Source organism: Phycisphaerales bacterium (assembly GCA_040221175.1).
GTDB lineage: Bacteria > Planctomycetota > Phycisphaerae > Phycisphaerales > UBA1924 > JAHCJI01.
Genome location: JAVJVK010000001.1, coordinates 239,917 through 264,188, shown reverse-complemented (window position 1 = coordinate 264,188; position 24,272 = coordinate 239,917). Strand labels below are relative to the sequence as shown.

At 67.1% G+C, this 24,272-nt stretch carries 22 protein-coding genes; 15 read left to right on the top strand and 7 right to left on the bottom strand.

Annotated features, from left to right (window positions below):
• Window positions 1-3 precede the first annotated feature (3 nt).
• The 12 genes from RIE32_01130 to RIE32_01075 are packed head-to-tail and all read left to right on the top strand — an operon-like array spanning window position 4 to window position 13,134.
• Window positions 4-1,650, top strand: coding sequence for a GspE/PulE family protein (locus RIE32_01130; protein ID MEQ9094846.1), 1,647 nt, complete (start codon window positions 4-6; stop codon window positions 1,648-1,650).
• Window positions 1,650-2,903 carry a type II secretion system F family protein gene (locus RIE32_01125; protein ID MEQ9094845.1) on the top strand — a complete coding sequence of 418 codons (1,254 nt, stop codon included), beginning with the start codon at window positions 1,650-1,652 and terminating at the stop codon, window positions 2,901-2,903. The genes RIE32_01130 and RIE32_01125 overlap by 1 nt, the downstream gene beginning before the upstream one ends.
• Window positions 2,904-2,939: 36 nt before the next feature.
• Window positions 2,940-3,371: a type II secretion system major pseudopilin GspG gene (gene gspG, locus RIE32_01120; protein MEQ9094844.1), complete on the top strand. Its 432-nt coding sequence runs from the start codon at window positions 2,940-2,942 to the stop codon at window positions 3,369-3,371.
• Window positions 3,372-3,406: 35 nt separating this feature from the next.
• Window positions 3,407-3,943 (top strand): type II secretion system protein, encoded by a 537-nt coding sequence (locus RIE32_01115; protein ID MEQ9094843.1) that lies wholly within the window; start codon window positions 3,407-3,409, stop codon window positions 3,941-3,943.
• Window positions 3,937-4,374 carry a hypothetical protein gene (locus tag RIE32_01110; protein ID MEQ9094842.1) on the top strand — a complete coding sequence of 146 codons (438 nt, stop codon included), beginning with the start codon at window positions 3,937-3,939 and terminating at the stop codon, window positions 4,372-4,374. Before RIE32_01115 ends, RIE32_01110 begins: the two co-directional genes overlap by 7 nt.
• Complete coding sequence (locus tag RIE32_01105) at window positions 4,371-5,066, top strand: type II secretion system protein (GenBank protein MEQ9094841.1); 696 nt, start codon at window positions 4,371-4,373, stop codon at window positions 5,064-5,066. The genes RIE32_01110 and RIE32_01105 overlap by 4 nt, the downstream gene beginning before the upstream one ends.
• Window positions 5,063-6,388: a type II secretion system protein GspK gene (locus tag RIE32_01100; protein MEQ9094840.1), complete on the top strand. Its 1,326-nt coding sequence runs from the start codon at window positions 5,063-5,065 to the stop codon at window positions 6,386-6,388. The genes RIE32_01105 and RIE32_01100 overlap by 4 nt, the downstream gene beginning before the upstream one ends.
• A 22-nt stretch (window positions 6,389-6,410) precedes the next feature.
• The gene (locus RIE32_01095; GenBank protein MEQ9094839.1) at window positions 6,411-8,183 is read left to right on the top strand and encodes a hypothetical protein; all 1,773 of its coding nucleotides are present in this window, start codon (window positions 6,411-6,413) and stop codon (window positions 8,181-8,183) included.
• The gene (locus RIE32_01090; protein MEQ9094838.1) at window positions 8,180-8,815 is read left to right on the top strand and encodes a hypothetical protein; all 636 of its coding nucleotides are present in this window, start codon (window positions 8,180-8,182) and stop codon (window positions 8,813-8,815) included. The genes RIE32_01095 and RIE32_01090 overlap by 4 nt, the downstream gene beginning before the upstream one ends.
• On the top strand, window positions 8,812-9,342 hold the full coding sequence (locus RIE32_01085; protein MEQ9094837.1) for a hypothetical protein: 531 nt from the start codon (window positions 8,812-8,814) through the stop codon (window positions 9,340-9,342). The genes RIE32_01090 and RIE32_01085 overlap by 4 nt, the downstream gene beginning before the upstream one ends.
• 14 nt (window positions 9,343-9,356) lie before the next feature.
• Entirely contained in the window at window positions 9,357-11,867 is a 2,511-nt protein-coding gene (locus RIE32_01080; protein ID MEQ9094836.1) for a secretin N-terminal domain-containing protein, read from the top strand.
• The gene (locus RIE32_01075; GenBank protein MEQ9094835.1) at window positions 11,848-13,134 is read left to right on the top strand and encodes a hypothetical protein; all 1,287 of its coding nucleotides are present in this window, start codon (window positions 11,848-11,850) and stop codon (window positions 13,132-13,134) included. The genes RIE32_01080 and RIE32_01075 overlap by 20 nt, the downstream gene beginning before the upstream one ends.
• Here the strand turns inward: RIE32_01075 and RIE32_01070 are convergent, their stop codons facing one another.
• Genes RIE32_01070 through RIE32_01050 form a run of 5 tightly spaced genes read right to left on the bottom strand, consistent with a single transcriptional unit; the run spans window position 13,135 to window position 17,217 of the window.
• Window positions 13,135-14,187 (bottom strand): type III polyketide synthase, encoded by a 1,053-nt coding sequence (locus RIE32_01070; protein ID MEQ9094834.1) that lies wholly within the window; start codon window positions 14,185-14,187, stop codon window positions 13,135-13,137.
• Complete coding sequence (locus RIE32_01065; protein ID MEQ9094833.1) at window positions 14,184-15,254, bottom strand: FAD-dependent monooxygenase; 1,071 nt, start codon at window positions 15,252-15,254, stop codon at window positions 14,184-14,186. Before RIE32_01065 ends, RIE32_01070 begins: the two co-directional genes overlap by 4 nt.
• Window positions 15,221-15,928 (bottom strand): methyltransferase domain-containing protein, encoded by a 708-nt coding sequence (locus tag RIE32_01060; protein MEQ9094832.1) that lies wholly within the window; start codon window positions 15,926-15,928, stop codon window positions 15,221-15,223. Before RIE32_01060 ends, RIE32_01065 begins: the two co-directional genes overlap by 34 nt.
• Before the next feature lie 2 nt (window positions 15,929-15,930).
• Window positions 15,931-16,779: a hypothetical protein gene (locus RIE32_01055; GenBank protein ID MEQ9094831.1), complete on the bottom strand. Its 849-nt coding sequence runs from the start codon at window positions 16,777-16,779 to the stop codon at window positions 15,931-15,933.
• 27 nt (window positions 16,780-16,806) lie between these two features.
• On the bottom strand, window positions 16,807-17,217 hold the full coding sequence (locus RIE32_01050; protein MEQ9094830.1) for a hypothetical protein: 411 nt from the start codon (window positions 17,215-17,217) through the stop codon (window positions 16,807-16,809).
• 418 nt (window positions 17,218-17,635) lie between these two features.
• On the opposite strand from RIE32_01050, the gene RIE32_01045 reads away from it, so the two are divergent.
• Complete coding sequence (locus RIE32_01045) at window positions 17,636-17,776, top strand: hypothetical protein (protein ID MEQ9094829.1); 141 nt, start codon at window positions 17,636-17,638, stop codon at window positions 17,774-17,776.
• Between the two features lie 31 nt (window positions 17,777-17,807).
• Here the strand turns inward: RIE32_01045 and RIE32_01040 are convergent, their stop codons facing one another.
• Together RIE32_01040 and RIE32_01035 are read right to left on the bottom strand one after the other, a co-directional pair.
• Entirely contained in the window at window positions 17,808-20,354 is a 2,547-nt protein-coding gene (locus RIE32_01040; GenBank protein ID MEQ9094828.1) for a serine/threonine-protein kinase, read from the bottom strand.
• Window positions 20,341-21,054 carry an ECF-type sigma factor gene (locus RIE32_01035; protein MEQ9094827.1) on the bottom strand — a complete coding sequence of 238 codons (714 nt, stop codon included), beginning with the start codon at window positions 21,052-21,054 and terminating at the stop codon, window positions 20,341-20,343. Before RIE32_01035 ends, RIE32_01040 begins: the two co-directional genes overlap by 14 nt.
• A 20-nt stretch (window positions 21,055-21,074) precedes the next feature.
• Here RIE32_01035 and RIE32_01030 point away from each other — a divergent pair, with 20 nt between their 5' ends.
• Window positions 21,075-22,793, top strand: coding sequence for a GC-type dockerin domain-anchored protein (locus RIE32_01030; GenBank protein ID MEQ9094826.1), 1,719 nt, complete (start codon window positions 21,075-21,077; stop codon window positions 22,791-22,793).
• A 147-nt stretch (window positions 22,794-22,940) separates the two neighbouring features.
• Window positions 22,941-24,245, top strand: coding sequence for a VCBS repeat-containing protein (locus tag RIE32_01025; protein MEQ9094825.1), 1,305 nt, complete (start codon window positions 22,941-22,943; stop codon window positions 24,243-24,245).
• The last annotated feature ends 27 nt before the right edge of the window (window positions 24,246-24,272 follow it).

Genomic DNA, 24,272 nt, shown 5'->3' with positions numbered 1-24,272 from the left:
ACCTTGGACCGGACGACGCTGACAGGCCGTGATACGCGCGAAGGCTCGAGCAATGGGCACGTCGACCACCCCCCGTCGGGCGGTGGCCATGATGCTGTCGAAGCGGGGCCGGCATTGCTGACCGAGGCGCCGTCGGTGGAGCGTGCGATCTCGCGCCTGATGGGTGGCGACGATGTGGCTCGGTTGCATGCCGCGCCCATCGGCGAGCGCGAGGGCCGCATCGCGCTTGCGATGCTGGATCCGTCGGACTGGGCCTCGGCGGACGAGGCCTCGCTCATCGTCGGTCGGCCGGTCACGCCGGTCGCGATTGCCGAGCCGGCATTTCGGGCGCTCGTCCAGCGTGAGTATGGCACCACGGCCGCCGCAATGGCCGCCAACCTGGGCATGGGCGGCGGCGACGAAGAGGTGCTGGCCAACCTCGAATCGATCGAGGCCGAAGACCTGCACCGGATGGCCGAGCAGCCATCGCTGATCAACCTGGTCAACCTGCTGATCCTGGAAGCGATCCGTCTTGGCGCCAGCGACGTGCACGTCGAGCCATTCGAGCGTGACTTGAAGGTCAAGTACCGCATCGACGGCGTGCTGGTCGAGCAGCAGCCGCCGCCCAAGCGCTTGCAGCCGGCCATCACCAGCCGCATCAAGATCATGGCGGGGATGAACATTGCTGAGCGGTATGCGCCGCAGGATGGCCATATCACGCTCCGGTTCGACGGCCGCAAGATCGATATCCGTGTCTCGACGGCCCCGACGATCTACGGCGAATCGATCGTGATGCGCGTTCTGGACAAGCAGAGCCTGCAACTGGACCTGACGACGCTGGGGATGCGTGAGACGGACCGGCGCGAGATCGATCGCCTGATCGCGATTCCGCACGGGATGGTATTGGTCACCGGTCCGACGGGCTCGGGCAAGACCACCACGCTCTACGCCGCGCTCAGCAAGCTGTACGACCCGCGGAAAAAGATCATCACGATCGAAGATCCGGTGGAGTACGAGCTCGAGGGCGTGAACCAGATTCCGGTCAATCCAAAGCGTGGATTGAGCTTTGCATCGGGATTGCGATCGATCCTGCGTCAGGACCCCGACGTGGTGATGGTGGGCGAGATTCGCGATGGCGAGACGGCGGAGATCTCGGTGCGTGCGGCGATGACGGGCCACCTGATCCTGTCCACGCTGCACACCAACGATGCGGCAAGCGCCGTGGGCCGAATGCTGGACATGGGCATCGAGCCGTTCCTGCTTGCCAGCGTACTCGAGGCGGTCATCGCTCAGCGGTTGGGACGGCGGCTGGCCAAGCCATATGCGTTCGCGCATCGCCCGACCGATGCCGAGATGCTTCGGCTGACGCCCGAAGAACGTGAGTTGTTCGCGGAAGCGACCGGCGAGGCGATCGACTCGCACGATGCCGGCCAATCGATCTTTAAGGGACGAATCGGCTTCTACGAGGTGCTCACGGTCACGCGCGCCATGCGTGCGGCTATTGGCGATCGTGTCAACGCACAAAAGCTCCTGGAGACGGCGCACCCGACGCACCAGACCATGCGGCGTGACGGCCTCATCAAGGCATCGCAGGGACTGACGACCGTGGGTGAGGTCCTTCGCGCAACGCAGGACAGCGGCACGGACATGCTGCTCGAGGATGCCGACTGATGCCGAGCTTTCGCGTGCAGTGCGCCGGCGGTGGCGACGCTCCGATCATCGACGCGCCCACGCGCGCCGCGGCAATCCGCGAAGTGTCTCGTCGTGGACTGACGCCATTGGTCGTCGAGCCAATGGATGCGTTCTCGGCTTCGACCAAGGTTGGTTCGGCGGCTTCCGACGAGCCGGCGTCCTCGGCGGGCTTCTCGCTCTTGAGTGGCCGTTTCAGCGGTACGCAGCGGGCCGCGGTCATTCGAGAGCTGTCGACTGGCCTGGATGCTGGCTTGCCGCTGGTGCAAGCACTCCGCTTGATCGCCCGGCAGCGCAAGAGCAAGGCGCAGCGTGCGGTGATGGAGCGGGTGATCGAGAAGGTCGAGCATGGTCGGGGCCTTGCCGACGCGCTGGAGGCCTCGCCCGAGCTTGCGAACGACCTGAGCGTGAACATGGTGCGTGCGGGCGAGGCATCTGGCAAGCTTGCCGAGGTGCTTGGCCAGCTTGCCGACCTTCTGGAGCGCGACGTGCGGCTGAAGCGCGCGCTCGTGGGCGCAACGACGTATCCTGGGTTGCTGCTGGTGCTGTGCCTTGCGTCGATCGTGCTGGTATCGACCGTGATTGCGCCCAAGATCCTCGAAGAGGCCGCAGGGGCGATCGACGACCTGCCATGGCCCACGTTGGTCGTGCAGGGCTTTGCGAATCTCGTGCTGGGCTGGTGGTGGTTGATCCTGGCGTTGCTGGGCTTTCTGGTAGCCGGTTTTGTTGCGATGCGGCGCAGCGACGAGGGACGGCTGAGCATGGATCGGGCGTTGCTGGCCACGCCGTTGATCGGCTTGCTGGCTCGCGACGTGGCGGTGAGTCGGTTCACCCGGACGCTGGGCACGCTGACGGGTTCTGGCATCAGCTTGCTCCAGGCGCTGCGTATCACGCGGGCAACGCTGGGCAATCGTGCGCTCGAGAACGTCATCGACGACGTGGTCAGCCAGGTGAGCCAGGGCAAGACCCTGGCGACGCCCATGGAGCAGAGCGGCTACTTTCCGCCCATGCTGGTCCAGATCGTGGCCATGGGCGAACGAAGCGGGCGGCTGGAAGAACTTCTGGGCCATGCGGCCCGGGCCATGGAAGAGCGAACCGAGGCCACGCTGAAGCTGGTGACGACGCTGCTTCCTCCGCTGCTGGTCGTCACGATGGCGGGCGTGGTGGGTTTCATCGTGCTGGCGATCCTGCTTCCGATGCTTGAGTTGCAGGACGTCGCTGGAAACGCGATGTGATGGATGTATACGAGCAGGCATGAGCATGGAGCGGACATGAAGAAGAACGAAACGCGCCGTCGCCGGCGGGGATTCACGATCATCGAAGTGCTGGTGATCATCACGATCATGGGGATCATCGCGGCCGTGGTCGTGCCGCGACTGTTCAGCCGCATCGGCCAGAGCCGCCAGGCGACCGCCGAGAGCAACGCCGCGAGCATCGCCGGGCAGGTCCAGGTGTTCCTGATTGATATGGGCAAGCTGCCCGACACGGGGACGCTGGAGTTTCTTCGCAAGGAACCCAGCGGGATGAGCGGTACGTGGAACGGGCCGTACATCAGCAACGACGAGATGCTGATCGATCCGTGGGGCAATCCGTACATCATCGTGGCGCCGGGCGAAAAGAACACGGACTTCGACATCGTGAGCTATGGCGCCGATGGGCAGCCGGGCGGCGAGGGCGAGGATGCCGACATCATCAAGCCCTGATCACTCGGATCGGGGGTGATGGATCTGGAGGATCGATGCACCGCGGCTTCACGCTGGTCGAACTGGTGGTCACGCTGGTGATCGTGGGCCTGATCCTGGGCCTGACGGTGCCGCGCGTAGCCACCCTGGCGGGGCGCGGCGTGACGGCCGAGGCGGACGCGATCGCGGGCCTGCTCTCCAATGCCGCGGGTCGATCGGCCGTCGGATCGCAGCCGCTGCGCGTGCGAGCGGACGCCAAGAGCGTGGCAATCGAGCGCCGAGCGTTGGTCGAACAGGGTCGACTCGAGTCTTGGGTCTGGGAGCGCGACCCGTTCATGCCGCCGGCGGTCCTGAACCGTGCCACGGTGCAGTCGGTCTACGTGAATGGCATGGCCCAGCGGGGTTCGCCGTGGATCGTTGAACTCGGTGCTGGTTCGAGCGTCGAGATCGGGCTTGCTGGCGGCAGCGGCCCAGTGAGCGTGGCGCTCATGCCAGGGGCGCTGCGTGCGGTGGTCGTCGAGGGTGATCGGCTGATCGAGCCGCCTGGACGGGTGGACCTTGATGCCACTGGCATGGAGAGCACGCCTTGGTAGCGCGGCATCGCCGATCTGGGGGCTTCCTGCTCGTCGACGTGATCGTCGGCACGGTATTGCTCGGCGTGGCGCTGGGGGGCATCCTCGTGGTCTCGACGCGGGCCCTGGCCATGCAGCGAGAGGCTGCGTCCCTGCGCCAGGCAGGGATGGTTGCCGACGAGGTGATGTCGACGATCTATGCCTATGGCACGGAGGAATACACCCGCGTGCTGCGGTCCCGCGGCCGGGCCAGCGAGCCCTTTGAGCGGTTCGAGTATCGCGTCGACATCGATTCGGGAGGGGCGGGCCAGGCCGATGAAGTAAAAGTTCGCGTGACATGGCAATCTGCGACGGGTCAGCCGCGTTCTTTCGAACTCGACGCACTCATTGCGCCGAGGCTGGGCGACGAGCCCGACCCGAACCGCCAGCCGCCCGAGGCTATCGACCGATGACGCCTGCCCGCCCACGCTTCCGTGGCTTCACGCTGATCGAAACGCTGGCGGCGGCGGGCGTGATTGCGTTGATCACGGGGCTTGTGGCGACGTCGGTCACGCGTCTAGCCTCAGCCCGGCAGGCGTCCCGCGCCAACGCGCGCGCCTGGGCGAGCGCGGATCAGGCCGCCCAGATGGTGCAGCGAGCGGTGCTTCAGACCGTCCGGCGGCAGGACCTGTCGCAGACACGGCTGGTCATTCGCGATGGTGGCCGAGGTGAGATCTCGCAAGACTCGATCTACCTGATTGCACGCGGCCTCGAATCCGTACGGCCCGTGGACAACGCGGCGCTCGAAAGTGAGGGAGGCGAGTTCGAGGTTGGGTTCAGGATCCGCGGCGGGGCGGAGGGATCCTCGCTATGGCGCCGGGTGGACATGGCCTTTGACGAGTATCAGGACGCGGGCGGCGTGACCAGCGAAATCGCTCGCGACGTTGTGAGCTTCTCCGTGACGGCGGCGGACGCCGATGGCGTGTGGGCGGCTTGGGATTCGGACCAGAATGGACTGCCCCACATGGTCGTCATCGAGGTGCGAACCGCGACGCCTGATGGCCGTGGCACGGCCGTGGCTCGGCGCGTGGCGGCACTGCCGCGAGTGTTTGCGCAGCCCACGCTGGCAGAGATTGAAGCCGCGAGCGAGGGGGACGAACCGTGAGGCGGTCGCGCAAGAGCTTTGCCACCGTACTGGCGCTGTGGGTCATCGGGCTCGCGGCGGTGCTCGTGCTGGGCGTGCAGTCAGCGGGGCTGGGCCAGGCTTTTGGTGCACGTGATAGCCTCGCGGAAGTTCGCGCTCGCTGGGCCGCGGTTTCGGGCGTAGAACAGATGGTTGCGATCCTGGCCGACGACACCGAAGATCCGCATCCGACCGACGCATACGACGTCTACGACCGGATGGCCGAGGCCTCCCGGGGGACGATCGGGACGAGCGGCTCGTATCGCATCGAGCATTGGGAGGGCGGAGAACGGTTCGACGGCCCCGCCGACGCGAGCGCCCGGATCAACATTGCGCGAATGACGGCCGACGACCTCTTCTGGCTGCCCAACATGACCGAGGACCTGATCTCGCGGATCATCGATTGGACCGATGCGGACGATGAGGTGAGCCCGCTGGGGGCCGAGGTGGGCTCGTACTTGTCTCAGGAGCACGCATACGAGCCACGAAACGGCCCGATGCAGTCGATCGAAGAACTCGAGCTCATTCTGGGCATTCTGCCCATTGACGCGCGCGAGGAGGATTGGAACCTCAACAACGTGCTCGACCCGAACGAGAACGACGGTGATGAAACCTGGCCGCCGGACAACGGAGACGGCGTGCTGGAAGCTGGCTGGTCGGGCATCCTGACGGTGGTGAGCAGCGAGAGTACTTATGGGCTTTCGGGCCAGCCTCGCGTCCGGCTGGGCCTTGGGCTCGGCGGCGGGGAACTGGTGGGTCGCGTGGGTATCACGGCCGAACAGGCCGACGTGATCGCTCAGTACGCGGGCACGAACGCCGCGGCGCTCGAGACGCTGATTACCACTCCGCTGCGGTCCCTTCCGGGCCTGACCGGTCAGCCGATCGACGCACGCGCCCAGCCGCTGAACGATGAACAGATCGGGCTGTTGCTGGAAGAAGCAGCCATCGACGGCACCTGGCTCGACGCCTCCGGACCACTGATTCCCGGGCGCATCAACATCAACACCGTCTCCGAAGACACGCTCGCGTATGCACCGGGGGTCACCAGTTCGATCGCCGATACGATCATCCGCGAGCGTGCGGGGCGGCCCCTGGGCTTTCGCACCGCAACAGACCTGCTGGAAGTACCCGGCCTGACGCGCGGCAGGGTGCAGGAACTGATGCAGGTCTTTGGCTTTCGTAGTTCGGTCTTTGTGATTCGCAGCGTGGGTATCGATGAAGCGTCCGGGACGCGCGTCGAGATGATTGCTACCGTGGATCGGTCGCGGCTTCCCGTCGTGATCCGAGACGTGATATTCCGATAGGCGACCGGCGGAAGGGGATCTCTTGGCCAGGCAACGCGAGACACAGCCCAGCCAGCGCGTGGTCGCGCTTGACCGTCAGAACGACGGCGACGACGTTCGCGTCATGCTCGAGCGACGCGGCGACGGCTATCAGCTGTCGACGACCGGCGACTTCGATGGGGTGCCGCTCGTCCGGGTGGCGCCCTGGGAGCGTTCCCTGGTTCGTTGCCGAGGCGTCGATGATCTTCCTGTTGAAGAACTTGCCAGCGTGCTCCAGATCCTCGGTGATGGTGAGTTGCCCGAGCGAGTCCCGGCTCATCGCCGGGGGTGTGGTGCCGTTCCGGTCGAGGGTCAAGGCCGAACCGCGCTGTTGACGGCCTGGATGCCAACAGCGGATGAGTCGGGCGGCGTCGACGATGGCTCCATGTACTCGACGGCACCGGCAGCCCTTGGTCTGGCCGTCTCGCTGGCCGAGGGGTGCGTGTTTGGCAGCGATGCCCAGTCGGGCGTGCTGATCGTCGCAGCCCGCGGCCCCGAGGGCATGATCGTGCGCTCGCTTCGAGAGTCGCCTGACGTCGTCGCGACGGATGCCCACGTCGAGCAGCGGTTGCGTGAGGCCGCTACGGCCGTGGGGTTGCATGAGGACGAGGTGCGCTCAACGCTTCGCTCGGCTGCATCGCCCTGGGAAGGCCGCCGCGTTGGGTGGTCACCGGAAATCGGAGCGTCGCTGTCGCGTCTGGTTCGAGGCTGGTCGGAGACAGATTCGCAAGCTTCGCGCACGTTCGTCGCGGTCTGCGCCGGCATGCTGGCGGTGCATCCGGACGGCACCGTTCGCGCCCTTGCCAGCTTGCGACGCGACCAACCCGCCGAGCGCAAGGGGGTCGGCGATCGCGTGAATTCGTGGCTGTCTTCGAGACGCCACGTCGTGCTGGCCTGCATCGTGTGCCTGCTCGTTCTGTTATTCGCTCCGCTGTTGAGCGCGAAGGCCCGTGAGATGCTTTTGACTTCGAAGGTTGGTCGAGCCGAGGCGTTGCGTGAACGATACGAAGCCGACGCGCGGCTGTCGGCGATCTACGGACAGCTCAACGAGCGCGTATGGCCCATGAGCAAGATGCTTGCCGAGGTGAGCGCCGCCGCTCCGGTGCACGTGGTGCTCGAGAGTGTCCGCATGGACAGCAACGCTCAGATCGACATCGAAGGCTTCGTCCAAGTGGCGCCGGGGGGGCCGACGCTGGAGAACCCACCCGAAACGCTGCTTACGAGGTATGAGTCCGCGTTGAATGAACTCGGGACGCTGGGATCGGTCACGGTCGTTCGCCGTGAGATCGTTGGCGATTCGGTCGAGTTTCAGGTGACCGCGCGCGTCCGCAACGCCACGGCTCGGGGCAACCTGCCGATGGACTTTGCCGACATGCCCTTGGCCGAGGTCTTGTATGGCGAGGGCGCCAGCAACACGGCCACGCCCATCGTTGCCGCGGCGAGCACGTCAACGAGTCGCGGAAGGCCTTCGGGGCCCTCGTCGGCTCGCAGCACGGAAGAACGGGCGTCGCGTGACGGTGCGATCGAGGGCGGCCGAGACGCGTCGGGCGATCGCAGGCCCACGAGCGAGCGCGGTCCGGCCTCCGTCGATGGGGTACCGACACCGATCTCGGACGCTGACATTGCGGCCCTGGATCGTGGTGAGTTGCTGAATCAGTGGCGCATCCGCAACAGCGCCTCGCGCGATGAGAAGAATGACGCGGAGACCCGTGCAAGGCTCAAGGAAGAGGCCGACAAGTTGATCGCTCGGTACCGTGAAGTTGGGAGCGGCGGATGAGTCACTCGAAAGCCAAGACTGGCGCCGATCGCTTCGCGTGGTATGGCCGGCTGCCCCGGGCTGGGCGTTGGCTGGTCTGGGCTGTCGCGGGCCTGGCCGGATATTTCCTGCTGGTTGAACCCGTCGTCGACGTAACGGTGGATGCATCTGGACGCGCCGACGCGATGGCGGCGCGCATCCGGGCGGTTCGCGCCATGGGCGAGAAGGCGCAGGACGACCAGCAGCGCATCGCGTTGGGCTCGCGCATGCACGGCCCCATCGAGTTGCCCGGGCCACGGAGCGAGCGGGCAACGGCCTTGAACCGTGCCGTGGATACTGCGTTGCGGCAGGCCGGCGTGACCGGAGCTCGGACGCAAACGACCGAGCAGAATCTGGCTGATGGGCCGGCGACGCAGTACTACGGGGGCCGCGGCTCGCTCGTGAAGCTGGTCAGCACGGTGAGCTTCGACGCCTCGCCCGAGGCGTTCAGCGAGGTGCTCGGCGCGTTGGAGGCGAACGCCGACGTTGCTGCCGTCACGCGCGTGATCGTGCGGCGTGCCGATGATGGTTCCCGCCAGGTTTCGGCGACGCTTACGGTCGAGGCCTGGGCGCTCGGCACGACGGCCCGGCGGACGGGGGGAAGCGCGTCATGAGTGCACCAACCTCGGCATGGGTGCTCGTCGGCGCCGCCGGCGTTGCGGCGAGCGTGGCACTGATCGTCGGGCTGGGCGGCATCGCTCGCTCGGCGACGCTCTCGCTGCCCGAGGCGGATGCCGGTGTCGGCGCGACCAACGAACTGGGCGATGTTACGGCGCGGTATCGGGCGCAGCTCGATGGTCGATCGCCGTTCTTCGTTCCCGGTGCGCCGCCTCCCCCTCTGCCGCCACCGCCACCACCACCGCCGCCTGCTCCCCCACCACCACCGCCATCGCCACCGCCTGCGCCGAGTACGTACGGGGGACCGAAGGTCGTGGCCTTCGTGAACGGGCAGGTGCTGTTTGACGACAAGACGATCCTGGCGGTCGGTGAGGGAAACGACGACAACCTTCGCGTGCTCGAAGCGTCGGCCCCCTGGTCGATCCGAGTGATGTGGCGGGGAATCGAGTTTGACGTGCCCCTCATGGGCCGGGATCGAGTGGTAATTCCGAATCGCGACGATCGCTCGTCGGCGGATGGCTGAAGCGAGGTTACTTCATGAATGCGGATATTCGTTGCAGCCGGACGACCCGATCGGCGATGCTCGCCCTGGTGTGTGCAGCGGGGCTTGCGGTTCCCGCCTTCGGCTCACAGGACGCTGAGCCGCAGGCAGACGACGGCCAGGAAGCGCCGGCCGTGGAGCGTGGCCCCGACGGGCGCCGCGTGCTGAACGGCCCACCGACGACGCTGTCGTTCCGCGACGCATCGATTGAAGACCTGATCCCGTTCATCGTCGAGGCAACCGGGAAGGTCGTGATCGTTCCCGAGATGCGGCTTCCAGCGCGTATCACGCTGGTCAGCGATCAGCCCATTCCGCGGCAGCAGGCGCTGGATCTGGTCATCCTGGCGCTTCAGCAGGACGGCGTGGCCATCGTCGAGACCAAAGACATCATCATCCTCCGAGACATCAACGAAGTCATACGGCAGGACGTGCCCGTCATCGGCCCCAGCGAAAGCGTGATGGACCGCACCGACCTCGGGTCGATGGCCGAGAAGATCTATCGCATCAGCAACTCGGAAGCATCGGAACTGGCCGAGGCCCTCGGCGACGTCGTGCCCGAGTACGCGAAGATCACGGTGGATGAGGCAAGCAACCACATCGCCGTACTGGGCAACATCGGTCTGCTCCGGCGAATCGAGGGCCTGCTGGCGGGTATGGACCAGCCGGGCTCTCGGGCACTGGTGACGCGGACGTTCCGGCTTCGATACGCCGATGCCGAACTCATCGCGGAGAACATCACCGAATTGTTTGGCGAAAGCAGTTCGACGACGCAGAATCAGCAGCAGGGTGGCCGCAACTTCAACCGCTTCTTCGGTCGCGGCGGCGGCGAGGAAGAGAGCAGCGGTGGCGCTTCGACAGCCGAACTGCGCGTGACCGCCAACACCCAGCAGAATGGCGTGACGGTCGCTGCCGAGCAGGGCGTCATGGATCAGATCGCCGACTTGATCGAGACCGAATGGGATCTGCCCCTTCCCGAAGAAACCGTGACGCCGCGGATCTACACGCTGGAGAACAGCGATCCGATCGCCGTCCGAGATCTGCTTGTTGGCTTGTTTGGCGAGCCGAGCGCTGCGGCGGCCGGCGGCGGTGGCGGGCAGGGCAACCAGGCCAATCAGGGCAGTTCGGGCTCGTCGCAGGGCGTGGGCCGTCTGGCGGGACAGTTCGCATTCGAGGCGATTCCCTCGGCAGGCCAGATCGCCGTGGTTGCAAAGAGCCCGGACAACCTGGCAGTCATCGATCAGATCATCAAGGACCTGGATCAGCCCAAGAGCGTGGGGCTGCCCGCGATCGTCTCGCTCAAGCACGTGTCGGCCGAGGAAGTTGCCGAGCAACTCAACGCGCTGCTGGCCCTCGATGGCACGCTTGCGAGCATCCCGCGGAGCGAGAGCGGGCTGACGAGCGGCGCTGGCGCCGGTTCGAGTCCCTTTGCCAGCGACGCCGAAGATACGGCGACGACCGAAACCCAGAATGATCCGGGAAGCATCACCTTCTGGTGGCAGACCGCCCGCGAGCAAACCGACAACAGCGGCGCGAGCAACCTGATTGGCAAGCTCCGCATCGTGCCCGTGTGGCGGCAGAACGCGATCATGGTGCTCAGTCCGCCCGAGTATCGAGCCGCGGTGGTCGATCTCATCCAGCAGCTTGATCAACCGGGCCGGCAGGTGCTTATCCAGGCCGTCATCGCCGAAGTGAGCCGCGATGATGCCGAGGCCCTGGGCCTCCGGTGGTCGAGTTCTCCGATCAACCTCAGCCGAACGGACAACTCCATCTCGTTCGTCTCGAGCACGACGGCGAGTGAGAGCGGCGTGTTCGGCAACCTGTTCGATACCAGCGTGCTGAACGTCGGCGTCGATCTGAACGCCGTGCTCCAGGCGCTCAACGAGCGTACGGACGTGAGCATCCTGAGCCGGCCGATCATCTTCACCAGCGACAATCAGGAAGCGGAGTTCTTCGACGGGCAGGACATTCCGTTCATCACCAATGCCCAGACGACCGACAGCGGCGGAACCACCCAGGGCTTCGAGTATCGCGCGGTCGGCATCCAGCTGCGCGTGCGGCCTCGCCTGACGCCCAACAAGGACGTGGACCTCCGGGTAAACATCGAGCTCAGCTCGGTGGCGCCCGGACAATCCAACGCCAGCGGTCAAGTCGTGGTCGATCGTCGCGAGACGACGACGCAGCTCATCGTCCGTAGCGGACAAACCCTGGTCATATCCGGCATCTTGCGAAACGAGGACTCGCAGGTCGTGCGGAAGGTGCCGCTGCTGGGCGACATCCCGATCCTGGGGTGGCTGTTCCGCTCTCGCGAGACCGGGGTGAGCAGTACCGAGCAGCTCATCTTCATCACGCCCGTGATCGTCGAGAACGCCGAAGAGGCGGACGCCATCAACGAGGCCTACCGACTGCGCCTGCGGATGCAGCGCGAGCAGATGGGCATCGAAGAACCGCTGGAGGGCGAGCCACTCGTGCCCGACGAGGAGGGCGTGGATGCCAGCGAGCCGGGGTAATCGAGTCAGGGCCATCCTGCTTTCATTGCTGGCCGCGTCAACAGCTGGTTGCGTGGTCGACGAGCAGCGCACCGAGGCGTTGCGCGAAGAGCGCGACAATGCACCGCCGACGCTGCCTGCCGATCCCATCGCCCGCCCCGTGATCAGCGGCACGACGGCATCGCGCGTGTCGGTCTCGGTCGAGTCGCTTGGCACTATCGCCTACGACGGGCTGAGTGTTCCGATGGTCAGCCCCGATGGGCAGTTTCTGGCGACGCAGGACTCACCAGCGCCCCCGCGTGACCAACGGCTTGCGACGAGCGGCGTCAGCCTGTCGCGCGGTGAGCATGCCACCGTGTCCATCGCTCCACTGAAGCCGGGGGTTGGCGGTTTTCGCACCAGCGTCGAGGTATTCGATCTCGAAACGCCGATCCTGCTGGGTCGTGACACCGATGTGGAGGGCGTGCTCGTGGAGTCGCCCAGGCCCGATGGCACGCGCTGGATCGGCATCGCGCGATGGAGCGAAGACGCGGCGGGCGTCCGTTGGCTGGTTCGTGACGACTCGGTGTCGGCGCATGCAGTCTTCGCGGGCAATGGCGCATTGCTCTATTGCCGGCGTGGGGCGGGCGAGCAGCGATTCTCCCTCGTATGGCGGGGTCGCGATGGCGAGCGGCGCAGGCTCTCGCTGCCGGATGCGGACTTGGTGTTCCCCTTGCTCGCACCCGATCAGCGGTATGCCACGTGCCTGGCCGTTCGAGACGGGGGCGCCATCGATATCCTGCTCATCGACCTGACGACACGATCGGGCGGCGACGTCGGACGCGTCGTGCGGCGATGGGAGTTGGCCGCCAGCGGAGGAATTCCCGGCGCGGCTCAGATCGTGGCCGCGTCGCAATCGGCCGTGCAGGGCCTGTCTGCGAGCGATGCGCTCGATGATTCCGCCGTCGCGCCAACCGAAGCATCGCTGGGGCCGATATTCTTCCATCCGGCCATGGATCGCTGTGCCGCGGTCGATACGTCCCGGCGTTCGCTCGTGGCGATGGCTCCCAAGAGTGTTGCGGCGGTCGATGCGGGCGATGGCCGGGCGCTGTGCTCAACGCCCGATGGCCTGGTACTGTGGACGCCCGGCCCGCAAGCCGGCCGCGGAACCGCCACGCGCGTGCTCAGCGAGGACTATCTGCCCCGCCGGACCGCGAGCGTGGCGCGTCCGTTCGTGCTGTTCGCCCCGATGCGTCGATCCGCGACCGACCTGATGGTCTTTGGCATGGCCCCAGCGTCGGCACCCTAGTCAGGCCAGAAGCAACGCTTCGCCGGTCAATCCCGGTCCGAACGCCAACGCGACGAGCGGACCAGCGTGTTGCTGCTGAAGTAGTTTCTCGAGGATGAACAGGATCGTGGCGCTGCTCATGTTGCCGTGGGTTCGCAAGACGTCGCCCGACGCTCGCGTCGCTGCGGCATCCAGCGACAGAGCGCCCGCGACGGACGCCAGCACGCGTGGGCCGCCAGGATGGATCGCCCACGCCGCCACGTCCTCGATGGCCAGCCGTTCTCGTCGGAGAACGTCTTCGATCCACGGTCGAACCGATCGCGCCAGGATATCTGGGACGTTGGGCGAGAGCGACATCCTGAAGCCGGCTTCGCCGATGTGCCAGCCCATGGCTTCCAGGCTCTGGGGGAGCAGGATCGAGGCCGATCGACGCAGGATCGGGGCACCTGCCGCGGAGTCGGCATCGATCACGCATGCCGCCGCTCCATCGGCAAAGAGTGCGTCGGCTACTGCGCACCCGTCGGCTTGCGACGCCTGGATGTGCAGCGAGCACAACTCGGCGCAGCAGACCAGCACACACGAGGACGGCTCTGCCATGGCCAGAGCGCGTGCCGTCCGAATGGCGTTCAGGGCCGCATGGCAACCCATGAAACCGATATTCACGCGCTGCACCGAGGCCTCGAGCCCGAGCGAACCAATCAGCGCAATGTCGACCCCGGGCGATGCGAGCCCCGTGCAACTCGCGGTGACCAGGTGCGTGATGTTCCGAGCATCTACGCCGGCAGCCTCGATGGCTCGTTTGCTGGCCTGGTGAGCCAGGGGAGGCGCAAGTTCGTGGAACGTGCGCATCCGGTGGGCGGTATCGGGGATGATGCCGTTGTAATACGTCTGCCGCGTGCCGTCCAGGATGGCCATGGCACGATGCTCGATCCCAGACTGTTCGTACAGGTGGGCCATGGCGCGGGCCCGGCCGGGCGATGCATCCGCGATCGTGGCGACCATCTGTGCGGCCGCGGCCTGATCGAGCCTGCCGCTGGGTGTGGCGGTGCCGATGCCGAGCAGGCGGGCCGTCATGCGACGCTCCGACGCGAACCGCTGAGCATGCCTGCCCCTGCCGTACCGATGCCGGGCGACATCGACGCTAACCCGATCGCGGTGCGCAGGAGACCCGGCGAGCGGACGGCGATCGACACCGCTCGACACCGGGCCTGTCGTGCCGCGAGCAGCGAATGGAGCTTTGCTGGCCAATTCGATGCGTCCGGGCCGTGTTCTGCGCATGCCATCGCGTCGTCGGCAATGCGTGAGCCGCCGAGCAGCGCCCACGACATGCCTTCACCCGTGAACGGTTCGACGTATCCGGCCGCGTCACCCACACGCAGGATGCGTCCCTCCTGGGCTCGGGCTTGGCGGGTGAGCACGGGCGTGCCATGCCAGCGACCATCGGGTACCTCTGCGGGATCGAGTCCGGCATGCCGATAGATGGACCGGGCGGCCTCGGTCGGTGAGCCGGCTTGCCGAACGAAGGCCGGCGTTGCAGCCATGGCGAAGTCCGTGCGACCATCGGGCAATTCGACACGCCCCACATAGCCGCCACGCGCCACGGCCATCGTCAGCACGTCGGAGATGCCGCCTGCAACCTCGGCCGTCATGCCCAGGCCGATGCGCCCGGACTTGGCGACCCGGCGTGCGTGAGACCTCAGCCCCGAGGCATCGATCACGACGCCGGCGAGCAGTTCTTCGCCGCCGGCTTGGACGCGTCCATCCGCGTGGATGGTGGCGGTCGTGTTCCATCGAGTTTCCACGCCTCGCTCTTGCGCAACCGCGACGAGCGCCGCATCGAGCGACTCTCGTGAGATTGACACGAAGCCGGGCAACCCAAGGTCGACCTGCTTGCCGCCAGCGGCGAGCATGATTCGCCGAAGCGGTTCTGCGGCCCTGAGCACACGATCGGAAAGACCAAGATCGGACAGCACGCGCTGGCCCAGTTCGCCCAGGCAACAACCGCATACTTTCCAACGCCCCTGGACCGATTTGTCGACCATGAGCGTTCGAACATCCCGGGCGGCGAGCGTACCGGCGGCGAGTGCACCCGCCGGACCAGCTCCGATCACGATCGCGTCGTACTGGCGCTTGCCGGCCATCGGATGAGCATACGCGCGGGAAAGGCCCGATCGATCTGCCACGCCGACTCGTCGGCGATTCCCCGTGTGATCGAGCGGGCCTCCCCGATCGTCAAAGCCGCCCGTACCGAGCGAACGGCATCGACGTGCACGACCCTGGACCGCGTGACCAGCCTGGGGATGATGGCCGCCAGGGCCAAGCCCCAGGGCCCGCGGCAGAGATCGCTGATGACGACCTGCCTGCCGGCGGAAGCCATCTTGCCGAGCACCGACCGGATGTACTCGTCCTGGAGATGGTGCAGGAAGAGCGAGCACATGGCGACGTCGGCGGGGGGTGGCGCCTCATGCAGGATGTCCAGTTGGCGTGTCTCCAACTCGACGCCTGCCTTCGCGGCTCGCTCACGAGCCTGCGCGAGTGCGACCGAACTGATATCGCATGCCGTGAACCGAAGGCTCACGCCGTCGCGCCGAGCCTGCCGCAGGATTGCCACGGGCAAGTCGGCGCTTCCGGTGGCGACGTCAACGATGGTGAGGGATCGGTCAACGAGGCTAGCTTCGCGGGCGAGGATGCGGTAGAACTGCCTCGACACCCCGCTGAGGGCATTGAGCCGCGCGAGTCCCGCCAATGCATGCGCGTGCTGCGCCGCATCGAGGGAGGGATCATCCATCAATTCACCCACGAGCCTGCGGGGCATGATCAACTCTCCACGCCGAGGATCCATCCCTCGAGGGCCGCTCGCTCGTGGCTGGGTTGAGCCAGACCCGGCAGGGCCCACATGGCGTCGCGTGCATCCACGACCTGTCGAGCGTCGCGATACCAGTGCTTCGGGGCTCGCTGCGGAAACAGGCTGGGATAGATCTCGGCGATGCTGATGGCGCCTTGATGTTCGGGCACGGGTTCGAACGGCCAAAGGTGCGTCCGGCCGGCAAGCGATGGATCGGTCAGCAGGCGATGGATGACCGGCAGGCCCATCAGGCTCTGCGAGCCCACGCTTCCGTTGCCTGCCAGCTTCCATGGAGACTGCGGACGCGCCCCGCCGCCGCCGCGCGCCGCTTCCTCGGCGGCGCGGAACTGGGGCACGCCCGTCGGCTTTTCCCGCCCCATGGGGAGGCCAGTCAGGTGCTTGAGTTCCTTCGGCCTGCCCCAGAACGGCCCGTGCGGCGCACCGGTCTGCTGCGTGATGAGGGCGTTCAGCTCCTGGGCCACCTCGAATCGATTGTTCACGCCCGATGGATCGTCGGTCACGTGCCGAGCGAGCAGCGCACAGAGGTCGCGTCCCACGGGCAGCACCGGCTCGCCCTGGTCGGAAACCGGATAGCCGATGGCGAAGTCGAAGCCGACGAGCACGCGCGCCGTTGGGTTGTCAATCAACAGCGCACGGATGCGCTCCTCGGCCTCCAGGCGGGTTGGCATGTACTCGGGATCGGGCGTTGGATCGTCGAGCGTGCGCCATGCCAGCCAGCAACGGTCTTCGCCCGGCTCGGGCTTTCGACCCTTGGCCGCCGACCAGTCGCAAGCTATGACCACATCAAATGCGTTCTCCATCGCCAGTCATAGCGCGCCGGCGTGGATTCAGCAGCCACACGAAGGACCGCAGCCGCCATCGTTACGGTTCTTCCCTGCCATCCGGCGGGACAACTCTCCAACGGGCCTCGGACCGCCGCACGTCACGGCCTTGCCATCGACCTCGCGCGATCTCTGCGGCTCGCGCTTGGGCGCCGCCGTGACGACGGCCGATGCGACGATGGCGCCGAACGCGACCATGGCGCCCATGGGCGTGAGCACGGCGACGATGTCGGGCAGGAAGACCACGGTGATCGTGGTCAGGGCGAAGATGAGCACCCCGGCGATAAGGAGGCGGCGGCCCGGGATGGGTCGTCCCTCTTCATCATCGATGTCGTGGGTCCTGCCCACAGCAAGGTCGGCATCCTGGGGAGACCACCAGTCGTCCGAGTCCACGATGTCCAGAGAACGGTCCGGCATGGCTTGCGGCGAACCACCCCGGTCGGAACGCTGTTCCCGCTGCGGGACGGATGGCCGCTTCTCGGACGGTCGCTCTCGTCGGCGTCGGGCCGGCATGACTGATTCTACGGCGAAGGCCGTGGCGCGAGGGCGCGACCAAGTTCCGCGGCAAGCACCGGTGCCAGCGCACCGGAAACGGGCTGCGAATGCAGTTTGCGCTCCAAATAGGAAAGACTCACGACACGCCCCGGGCCCGAACGGAAGATGAAAATAGCTCGCTCGGCAGTGCTCCCGCCCCATCGCGTGCCCAATTCGCTGTTCGCTACCAGCACGGCGATCGCCATGCTGACCACCTACGCCGGCCAGTCCGCCGCGGACGAAGGCGTCGGCAGTCAGTTCGTGTTCGAGCGGGATACGCAGGCGCAGTTCCGGTCGTGGCGTGAACATCCCCTTCCTGTCCAGCTTCAGGCTGCCGACGCGCAAGATCTCGGTCTTGGGGGTGGCCGACCACGGCGAGCATCTCGACTGGTATCGCGCGACCATTGATGCCCACGCGCTTTTCGACTTCTTCTGCTTCTAGATCGCCTTCGCCGCCGGCTACCCGTAAGCGCCTACCGGCAGCGCGCCAGCAGCGCCTCGATCGCCTCTTCGTTCAGCGTCGATCGAGTGGGCGTGATGCCTTTCTCGGCCATCGTCGCAAGCGTGTCGTTGGCGGCCTCCAGCCATCGCCGCGCTTCTCCTAGATCGGCGGGATCGTCATCGAGGTAGCTCTCGCCCATGCCGCGCTGGCACGTCCCGAGCACCGTCCAGAGCCGAACGTCGGTCGCGTCTTCGGCCAGTCCTTCCTGTGCGACGGCCATGGCGCTGGCGTATCCATCCCGGGCCCGCTCATGTTCGCCCAGCAGCCGCGAGCAGTGGGCGACACGCTCGACGGCGATGGCCGAAGCCATACGGTACAACTGGTTGGCCGGGTTCTCGATTGCGAGCTGACGACGCAGGTCGCCGGCGGCACGGAAGCCCTCCCGAGCCTCGGACACGCGATCGACTTCGAGCAGCGCATTGGCGAGTTTCTCCTCGGCAACTGACCAATCGAAGTGTGCTCTCGCGTCGCTCGCGTCGGCTTTCGCGATCGCAGCCAGCGTGTCGCGCGCCAGCGCGTAGAGATCGACCGCTTCACCCTTGTCGCCAAGGTCTCCGCGAACGTCTCCCAGCCGGTGGCGTACCAGCGCCAGGTCTCGCTGGGCACGAATGTTGCCGGGCTGCTGCTCCGCAGTTCGCCGTCGAATCTGCATCGATCGATCCAGATACGGCAATGCGTCTTCGGGCCGCCCCAGGCGAGCGAGCGTTAAACCCATCTCGTTCAGGCCGATCGTCAGCCGACGCACAAGTACCGGGTCGCCTTCCGCGGCCAATCGCTCTGAAGCTTCCAGGGCACGGCCAAAGTGCTCGAGTGCAACTTCGGGCTTCCCCCGGTTGAGCATCGCAGAGCCCAGGCGCTGCTCGGCCATGACACGCACCTCGTCCGCCTGGCTGGTCTCCAAACCATCGAGCGTAGCGAGCGAACGAGCGGCCAAGTCGGAAGATTCCTCCGCTCGGGGCGTACTCGTCAGCGTCTCGGCGATAGCCAGCTGCGTGCGCGCCAGCGCGATCTTCGAGCTCTCGGATGGCGCGACCACCGCCAGTCGCTCGCGAAGATCGATGCTCCGCTGGTAGCTCTCCAGGGCCCGCTCGGCGTCACCCAGATTCGCGCGTCTCGGATTGCCCTGGATGTCGCCGATGCGAAAGTAGGCCTCGGCCAGTTCTTCGAGCAATTCCGGGTTGTCGTCCGCGTCTTGCGCGAGTCGATCGAGGTACTCCAGCCCCGTTCGCACGAGTTGCCGCCGAGCCTCGATCGCGCCGGGGAGCGGCTCGATCAGGTCGTGCAGGTCGAACAACATGGTATTGGCAAGGCTCCTGACATCGGTCAGGCGTTGCTCTGCCAGTGCGCGCTGTCGCTGGGCGTGCAGCCCGAATGCGACGCTGATCACGCTTGCCAGCACCAGGGCGACGGCGATCACGGCCGTCGCGATCACCGGTCCCTTGCGACGCCGGGCGAACTTGCGGAGTTGGTAGAGCGTCGTCGCAGGACGAGCGGCAATCGGTTCATCGCGGCGCGTGCGTCGGAGATCATCGGCCAATGCGGCAGCGGACGCATATCGGCGTTCGGGCTCTTTCTCCATCGCCCGTGCGATGATGGTTTCCAGGTCGCCGCGGAGCCGCCGATCGAGTGCACCAAGCCGACGCGGCTCTTCCTGCTGTATGGCAAGGATCGCCGCGGCCAGCGGCTTCTCGCGAACATCCAGCGGCAAGTGGCCGCTGAGCATCTGATACCCGAGCGCTCCGAGCGAGTAGATATCCGTGCGTGCATCGATGGCGGAACGATTGCCCGCGGCCTGCTCGGGGCTCATGTACGCGAGCGTGCCGACGATCTGGCCCGGCAGGGTGCGAATCGTCGCGGCGGTGCCGTCTTCGGCGGTCAGCCGTGCGATGCCAAAGTCGAGCACCCGAGGCCTGCCATCAGCATCGACGAGGATGTTTCCCGGCTTGAGGTCACGGTGCACGACGCCGCGCTGGTGGGCGTGGTGGACAGCCTCGGCGATCTGTGCGAGCAACTCGACGCGTTGGGCAATGGTCAGTCGCTCGGCATGCGTCGCCAGCGGCTCGCCTTGTACGAGCTCCATGGCGAAGAACGGCGCTCCGGTCGCACGATCGAAGCCGGCCTCGTAGACCGCGGCGATGCCGGGGTGCTGCAGTCGCGCCAGGGCCGCTGATTCGTGCTCGAAGCGACGCCGCAACGACGCGGACGCAGCCCCACCACGGACCACCTTCAGCGCCACCGATCGCTCCGGGTTGGCCTGCCGAGCCTCGTACACCACGCCCATGGCGCCCTCGCCCAGAACGCGGACGATCTCGAAGTCACCGAGCTTCGAGCCCGGCGGCAGGTGATCGCCAAAGGCTCCGTCGTCCAGGTCGTGGCTGAGCAGGCTCAGCACCTCGGCCCGAAGGGCTTCATCACCAGCGCAGATCTCTTCCAACAGCGCCACGCGATCGGCGGGCTCCGCATCGCAGACGCGCAAGAACGCATCTTTCGCGCGTTGGTAGAGATCAGCGTTCGTCATCGTCATCACCCGCTTCGGCCAGCGTGCGACGCAGGAACGCCTTCGCGCTGCGCCAGTCTCCGCGGACCGTTCGTTCGCTGACGTCCAGCACCGCGGCAATCTCCGGCTCGGTCAGCCCGCCAAAGAAACGCAGCGACACCACGCGGGCGGCGCGCTCGTCGACGTCGGCCAGTTTCGTAAGGGCGTCGTCGAGGTCGAGCGGGTCGATGGCCGCCGAACTGGCATCGAGCGCCGCGCCGTCGAGCGTCACCCGGCCCCAGCCGCCGCCGCGCTTCCGTCGGCCGCGACGCTTGGCCTCGTCGGCGATCACGCGACGGACCATCTCGGCCCCAATCGCAAAGAAGTGCGTGCGTCCCTGCCAGTCGACCTTGTGCTGATCGGCCATGCGCATGTACGCCTCGTGCACGATGGCGGTCGGCTGGCAGGTCCAGTCGGCCTGGCCCGCGCCGCCCAGCCGAGCGGCGGCGAGGCGACGCAGTTTGTCGTAGACCATGGGCGCAAGTTGCTCGGCTGCGCGAGAATCGCCGTCCGCCGCGGCCAGCAGCAGCATCGTGGGCTCGCGTTCCGGGCCTGGTTGGTCGGCGTTGGGCTCGATGTCGAGTTTCCTCAGATTTTCGTTGCCGGTCTGTGCCGCCGTCGTCGCGTTTCGGCTGGGCAGCGCACGCGTGGATGCCCTGCCGACCGAGCGAATCTCGAACATCGTACCCCAGGAGCACGACCATGCGCCCGACCATCAAGACTTCCCGGACCGTTGCCTGCATTCTCACGGCATTCGCGGCGACCAATGCACTCGCCCAAGCTCCCATCTACGTCTCGGCCACCCTTGGCGACGACGCCAACCCGGGCACCGCCGACATGCCCGTCGCCACGCTGGCCGCGGCGCGAGCGCTGGGCGACTCGGGTGTGATCTATCTCGATGCGGGCGAGTACAGCGATACGACCCTCTTCGGCGGCTGGGCCATCATGGGCGGCTTCGATGCTTCGAGCGGGTGGACCCGCGACGCCGCCTCGAACACGACCATCGTGCGGACAAGCGAGCCCACGCGGGCAACCACCGGCATCGTCGCAGACGGCGTGCGCTTCACCATGACGAGTTCCTCGGACGCCAGCCGATACGGGCTCGTGCTGGATGGTGTCGAAGAATTCTTTGCCAGCAACTGCGAGTTCGTGGCCGAGGCGGCCATGGGCGGCGCGAACGGGGCGACCGGCGCGAACGGCGCCCGCGGCGGCAACGGCGGGCTCGGCATGCCAGGCATTGAAAGCGATGATCAGACCATCCCGGGCACCAGCATCCCGCTCTGCACGCGTGGCCTGTGGCCACTCGGCGGCGTCGCGGGCACCGGCGGCGGTTTTCCCGGCGGCGTCGGAGGGCGACCGGGACGCGATGGCGACTTCGGCAGGCCCGGCGAAGCGGGTGAGGGCCCCGGCGGCGGGCGCGGCGGCGAAGGGACCTTCCCCGGCCTTGGCAACTGGTGCCCCTTCTTCTTCGGCGGGCGAGACTCCATCGGCGGCGACGGCTTTCCCGGATCCAACGGCGTAAACGGGCCGGCCGGCGGCGAGGGCTCGCTCGCTGCAGATGGCCTCTACGTGCCGCAGCGCAGCGGGCAGGGCGCCGACGGCCAGGGCGGCGCTGGCGGGGGTGGCGGTGGCGGTGGCGGCGGTGGCACCGCGAGCTGCAACAGCTTCGGCGCCGGCGGCGCGGGCGGTGGCTCGGGCGGCGGCGGTGGCCGCGGCGGACAGGGCGGGCTCGGCGGTGGCGCTTCGATCGGCCTGGTCGTCGCGGCGTCGGCGAACGTCGCCATCAACGGTGCGAGTTTCGCCACCGGCGGCGGCGGGAATGGCGGCAACGGCGGCAACGGCGGGCAGGGCGGGGACGGCGGCCTCGGCGGTCGTGCCCTGCCCACATGCACGGCGGGCAACTTCTACGGCGGCGACAGCCAGCAGGACGACGGCTCCAACGGCGGCATGGGCGGCAATGGCGGTCGAGGCGGCAACGGCGGTCGAGGCGGTGGCGGCGCGGGTGGGCCGAGCATCGGGATCTGGGTCACCGGGCCGGCCGTCGACCTCGTCGACGCGAGCTACGACCTCGGCGATCCCGGCAGCGGCGGAGCACCCGGCGGATCGGCGGGCACGCAGCTGCAAACGCGCGGCCCGATCGAGTCCACCGGCGTCATCCCCATCGACTGCAACGCCAACGGCGTGCACGACCTGGTGGACATCGCGAATGGCGACAGCCTCGATCTGAACTTCGACAACATCCCTGACGAGTGCCAGTGCCGTGCCGACCTCGACGGCGACGGCAGCCTGACCATCTTCGATTTCCTGGAATTCCAGAACCTCTTCGACACGGGCGACCCGGCCGCCGACTTCGACGGCGATGGCAGCCTGACCTTGTTTGACTTCCTGGCCTTCCAGAACGCCTTCGACGCCGGCTGCTGAACCCGAAGCCTTGCCGGACTCCCCTTTTTTCGACGACCGTTGCCGGTTCCGGCGGCGGTCGTCGCGTTCCGGGACGGGTGGCTCGTGTGTCGCCGCTCGTGGGCAGGGGCCCTTACCGACGAACCTGATCGCACGGAGACCTTGGAAATGAACGCCAGATTGCTTCTGACCTCGTCACCCATCTTGATCCTGGCCTGCGCTGGCGCAGCGCAAGACTGCACCGGCCCCGACCTGTTCGCCGCCCCGGAGGCCTACGCCGCCGGCGGCGGCGCCCGCGAGTTGGATCTGGGCGACCTCGACGGTGACGGCGCGCTCGATGCTGTTGTGGGCAGCAGCGGCACGGGCCTGTGGATCCTGCCCGGCAACGGCGACGGCACGCTCGGCGCGTCCATCGAGCCCCAGCCGCGCCTGGGCGGCGGCGACGCGACGATCTTCGACATGAACGGCGATGGCATGCCCGACATCGTCTCGCTCACGCGCGACGCGGTCGCAGTGCTGCTCAACCGCGGCGGCCTGCAATTCGAGCCGGCGGCCCTGTACGACGCGGGAATCAGCCCAGTGGCCCTGGACATCGCCGACGTCAACAACGACGGCGCGCCCGACGTGGTGTCCATCGGCTTTTCCGGACGCATCACGGTCTTCCTGAACGATGGCGGCGGGGCGCTCGCCACGGCGACCGTCCTGGAGACGGACATCGCCCTCTCGGATGTCGCCGTCGGCGATCTGGACCACGACGGCAACGCCGACATCTACGCGACGCAGATCGACCCGATGGCCTTCGAGGACGTGTTCTACACCGGCCGGGGCGATGGCCAGTTCGACGCCGTGGACATCCCGGGCGAGTGGAGCCTCACCGATGGTGTGCGCATCACCGACCTGAATGGCGACGGCCGCAACGACCTGCTGCTGGCCGTCCGCGTCCAGGACTCGACGGTGACCCGGGCGCTCATGGCGTTCTACACCTGGGATGGCACGTCGTTCCGCAGCCTGCTCGCCGCGCAGAACCTCGGCCTGGGCGCGTCGGCCCGCTCGCCCTCGGCGGCGGATTTCGACGGCGATGGGCTCGTGGACGTGTTCGCCGCCCTGCCGGGCAGGAACCAGGTCCAGGTCTTGCCCGGCCTGCGCGCCGCACCGCTGGTGTTCGCAGCGCCCATCGTGCTGGACACAGGCCCGGCCACCTCGGACGTGGGCTCGGGCGACCTGAACGGCGACGGCCGGCCCGACCTGGTCGTTGCCAACTGGTTTCCCGGCGGCGTCGGCGTGCTGCTGAATCGGTGCGCCCCGCCCTGCCAAGCCGACCTGGACGGCGACGGCGAACTCACGATCTTCGACTTCCTGAGCTACCAGAACCTGTTCGACGCCGGCGATCCCGCCGCCGACTTCGACGGCGAAGGCGCACTGACCATCTTCGACTTCCTGGCGTTCCAGAACGCATTCGACGCCGGCTGCTAAGCACAAGAAAACGAACTTCGGACCAGA

Bases quoted from the DNA above. Each gene is read 5' to 3' on its own strand.
- RIE32_01040 (MEQ9094828.1), bottom strand. From the start codon at position 20,354: ATGACGAACGCTGATCTCTACCAACGCGCGAAAGATGCGTTCTTGCGC.
- RIE32_01105 (MEQ9094841.1), top strand. From the start codon at position 4,371: ATGACGCCTGCCCGCCCACGCTTCCGTGGCTTCACGCTGATCGAAACG.
- RIE32_01065 (MEQ9094833.1), bottom strand. From the start codon at position 15,254: ATGGCCGGCAAGCGCCAGTACGACGCGATCGTGATCGGAGCTGGTCCG.
- RIE32_01085 (MEQ9094837.1), top strand. From the start codon at position 8,812: ATGAGTGCACCAACCTCGGCATGGGTGCTCGTCGGCGCCGCCGGCGTT.
- RIE32_01030 (MEQ9094826.1), top strand. From the start codon at position 21,075: ATGCGCCCGACCATCAAGACTTCCCGGACCGTTGCCTGCATTCTCACG.
- RIE32_01075 (MEQ9094835.1), top strand. From the start codon at position 11,848: ATGCCAGCGAGCCGGGGTAATCGAGTCAGGGCCATCCTGCTTTCATTG.
- RIE32_01060 (MEQ9094832.1), bottom strand. From the start codon at position 15,928: ATGCCCCGCAGGCTCGTGGGTGAATTGATGGATGATCCCTCCCTCGAT.
- RIE32_01055 (MEQ9094831.1), bottom strand. From the start codon at position 16,779: ATGGAGAACGCATTTGATGTGGTCATAGCTTGCGACTGGTCGGCGGCC.
- RIE32_01070 (MEQ9094834.1), bottom strand. From the start codon at position 14,187: ATGACGGCCCGCCTGCTCGGCATCGGCACCGCCACACCCAGCGGCAGG.
- RIE32_01035 (MEQ9094827.1), bottom strand. From the start codon at position 21,054: ATGTTCGAGATTCGCTCGGTCGGCAGGGCATCCACGCGTGCGCTGCCC.
- RIE32_01050 (MEQ9094830.1), bottom strand. From the start codon at position 17,217: ATGCCGGACCGTTCTCTGGACATCGTGGACTCGGACGACTGGTGGTCT.
- RIE32_01025 (MEQ9094825.1), top strand. From the start codon at position 22,941: ATGAACGCCAGATTGCTTCTGACCTCGTCACCCATCTTGATCCTGGCC.
- RIE32_01125 (MEQ9094845.1), top strand. From the start codon at position 1,650: ATGCCGAGCTTTCGCGTGCAGTGCGCCGGCGGTGGCGACGCTCCGATC.
- RIE32_01090 (MEQ9094838.1), top strand. From the start codon at position 8,180: ATGAGTCACTCGAAAGCCAAGACTGGCGCCGATCGCTTCGCGTGGTAT.
- gspG (MEQ9094844.1), top strand. From the start codon at position 2,940: ATGAAGAAGAACGAAACGCGCCGTCGCCGGCGGGGATTCACGATCATC.
- RIE32_01115 (MEQ9094843.1), top strand. From the start codon at position 3,407: ATGCACCGCGGCTTCACGCTGGTCGAACTGGTGGTCACGCTGGTGATC.
- RIE32_01080 (MEQ9094836.1), top strand. From the start codon at position 9,357: ATGAATGCGGATATTCGTTGCAGCCGGACGACCCGATCGGCGATGCTC.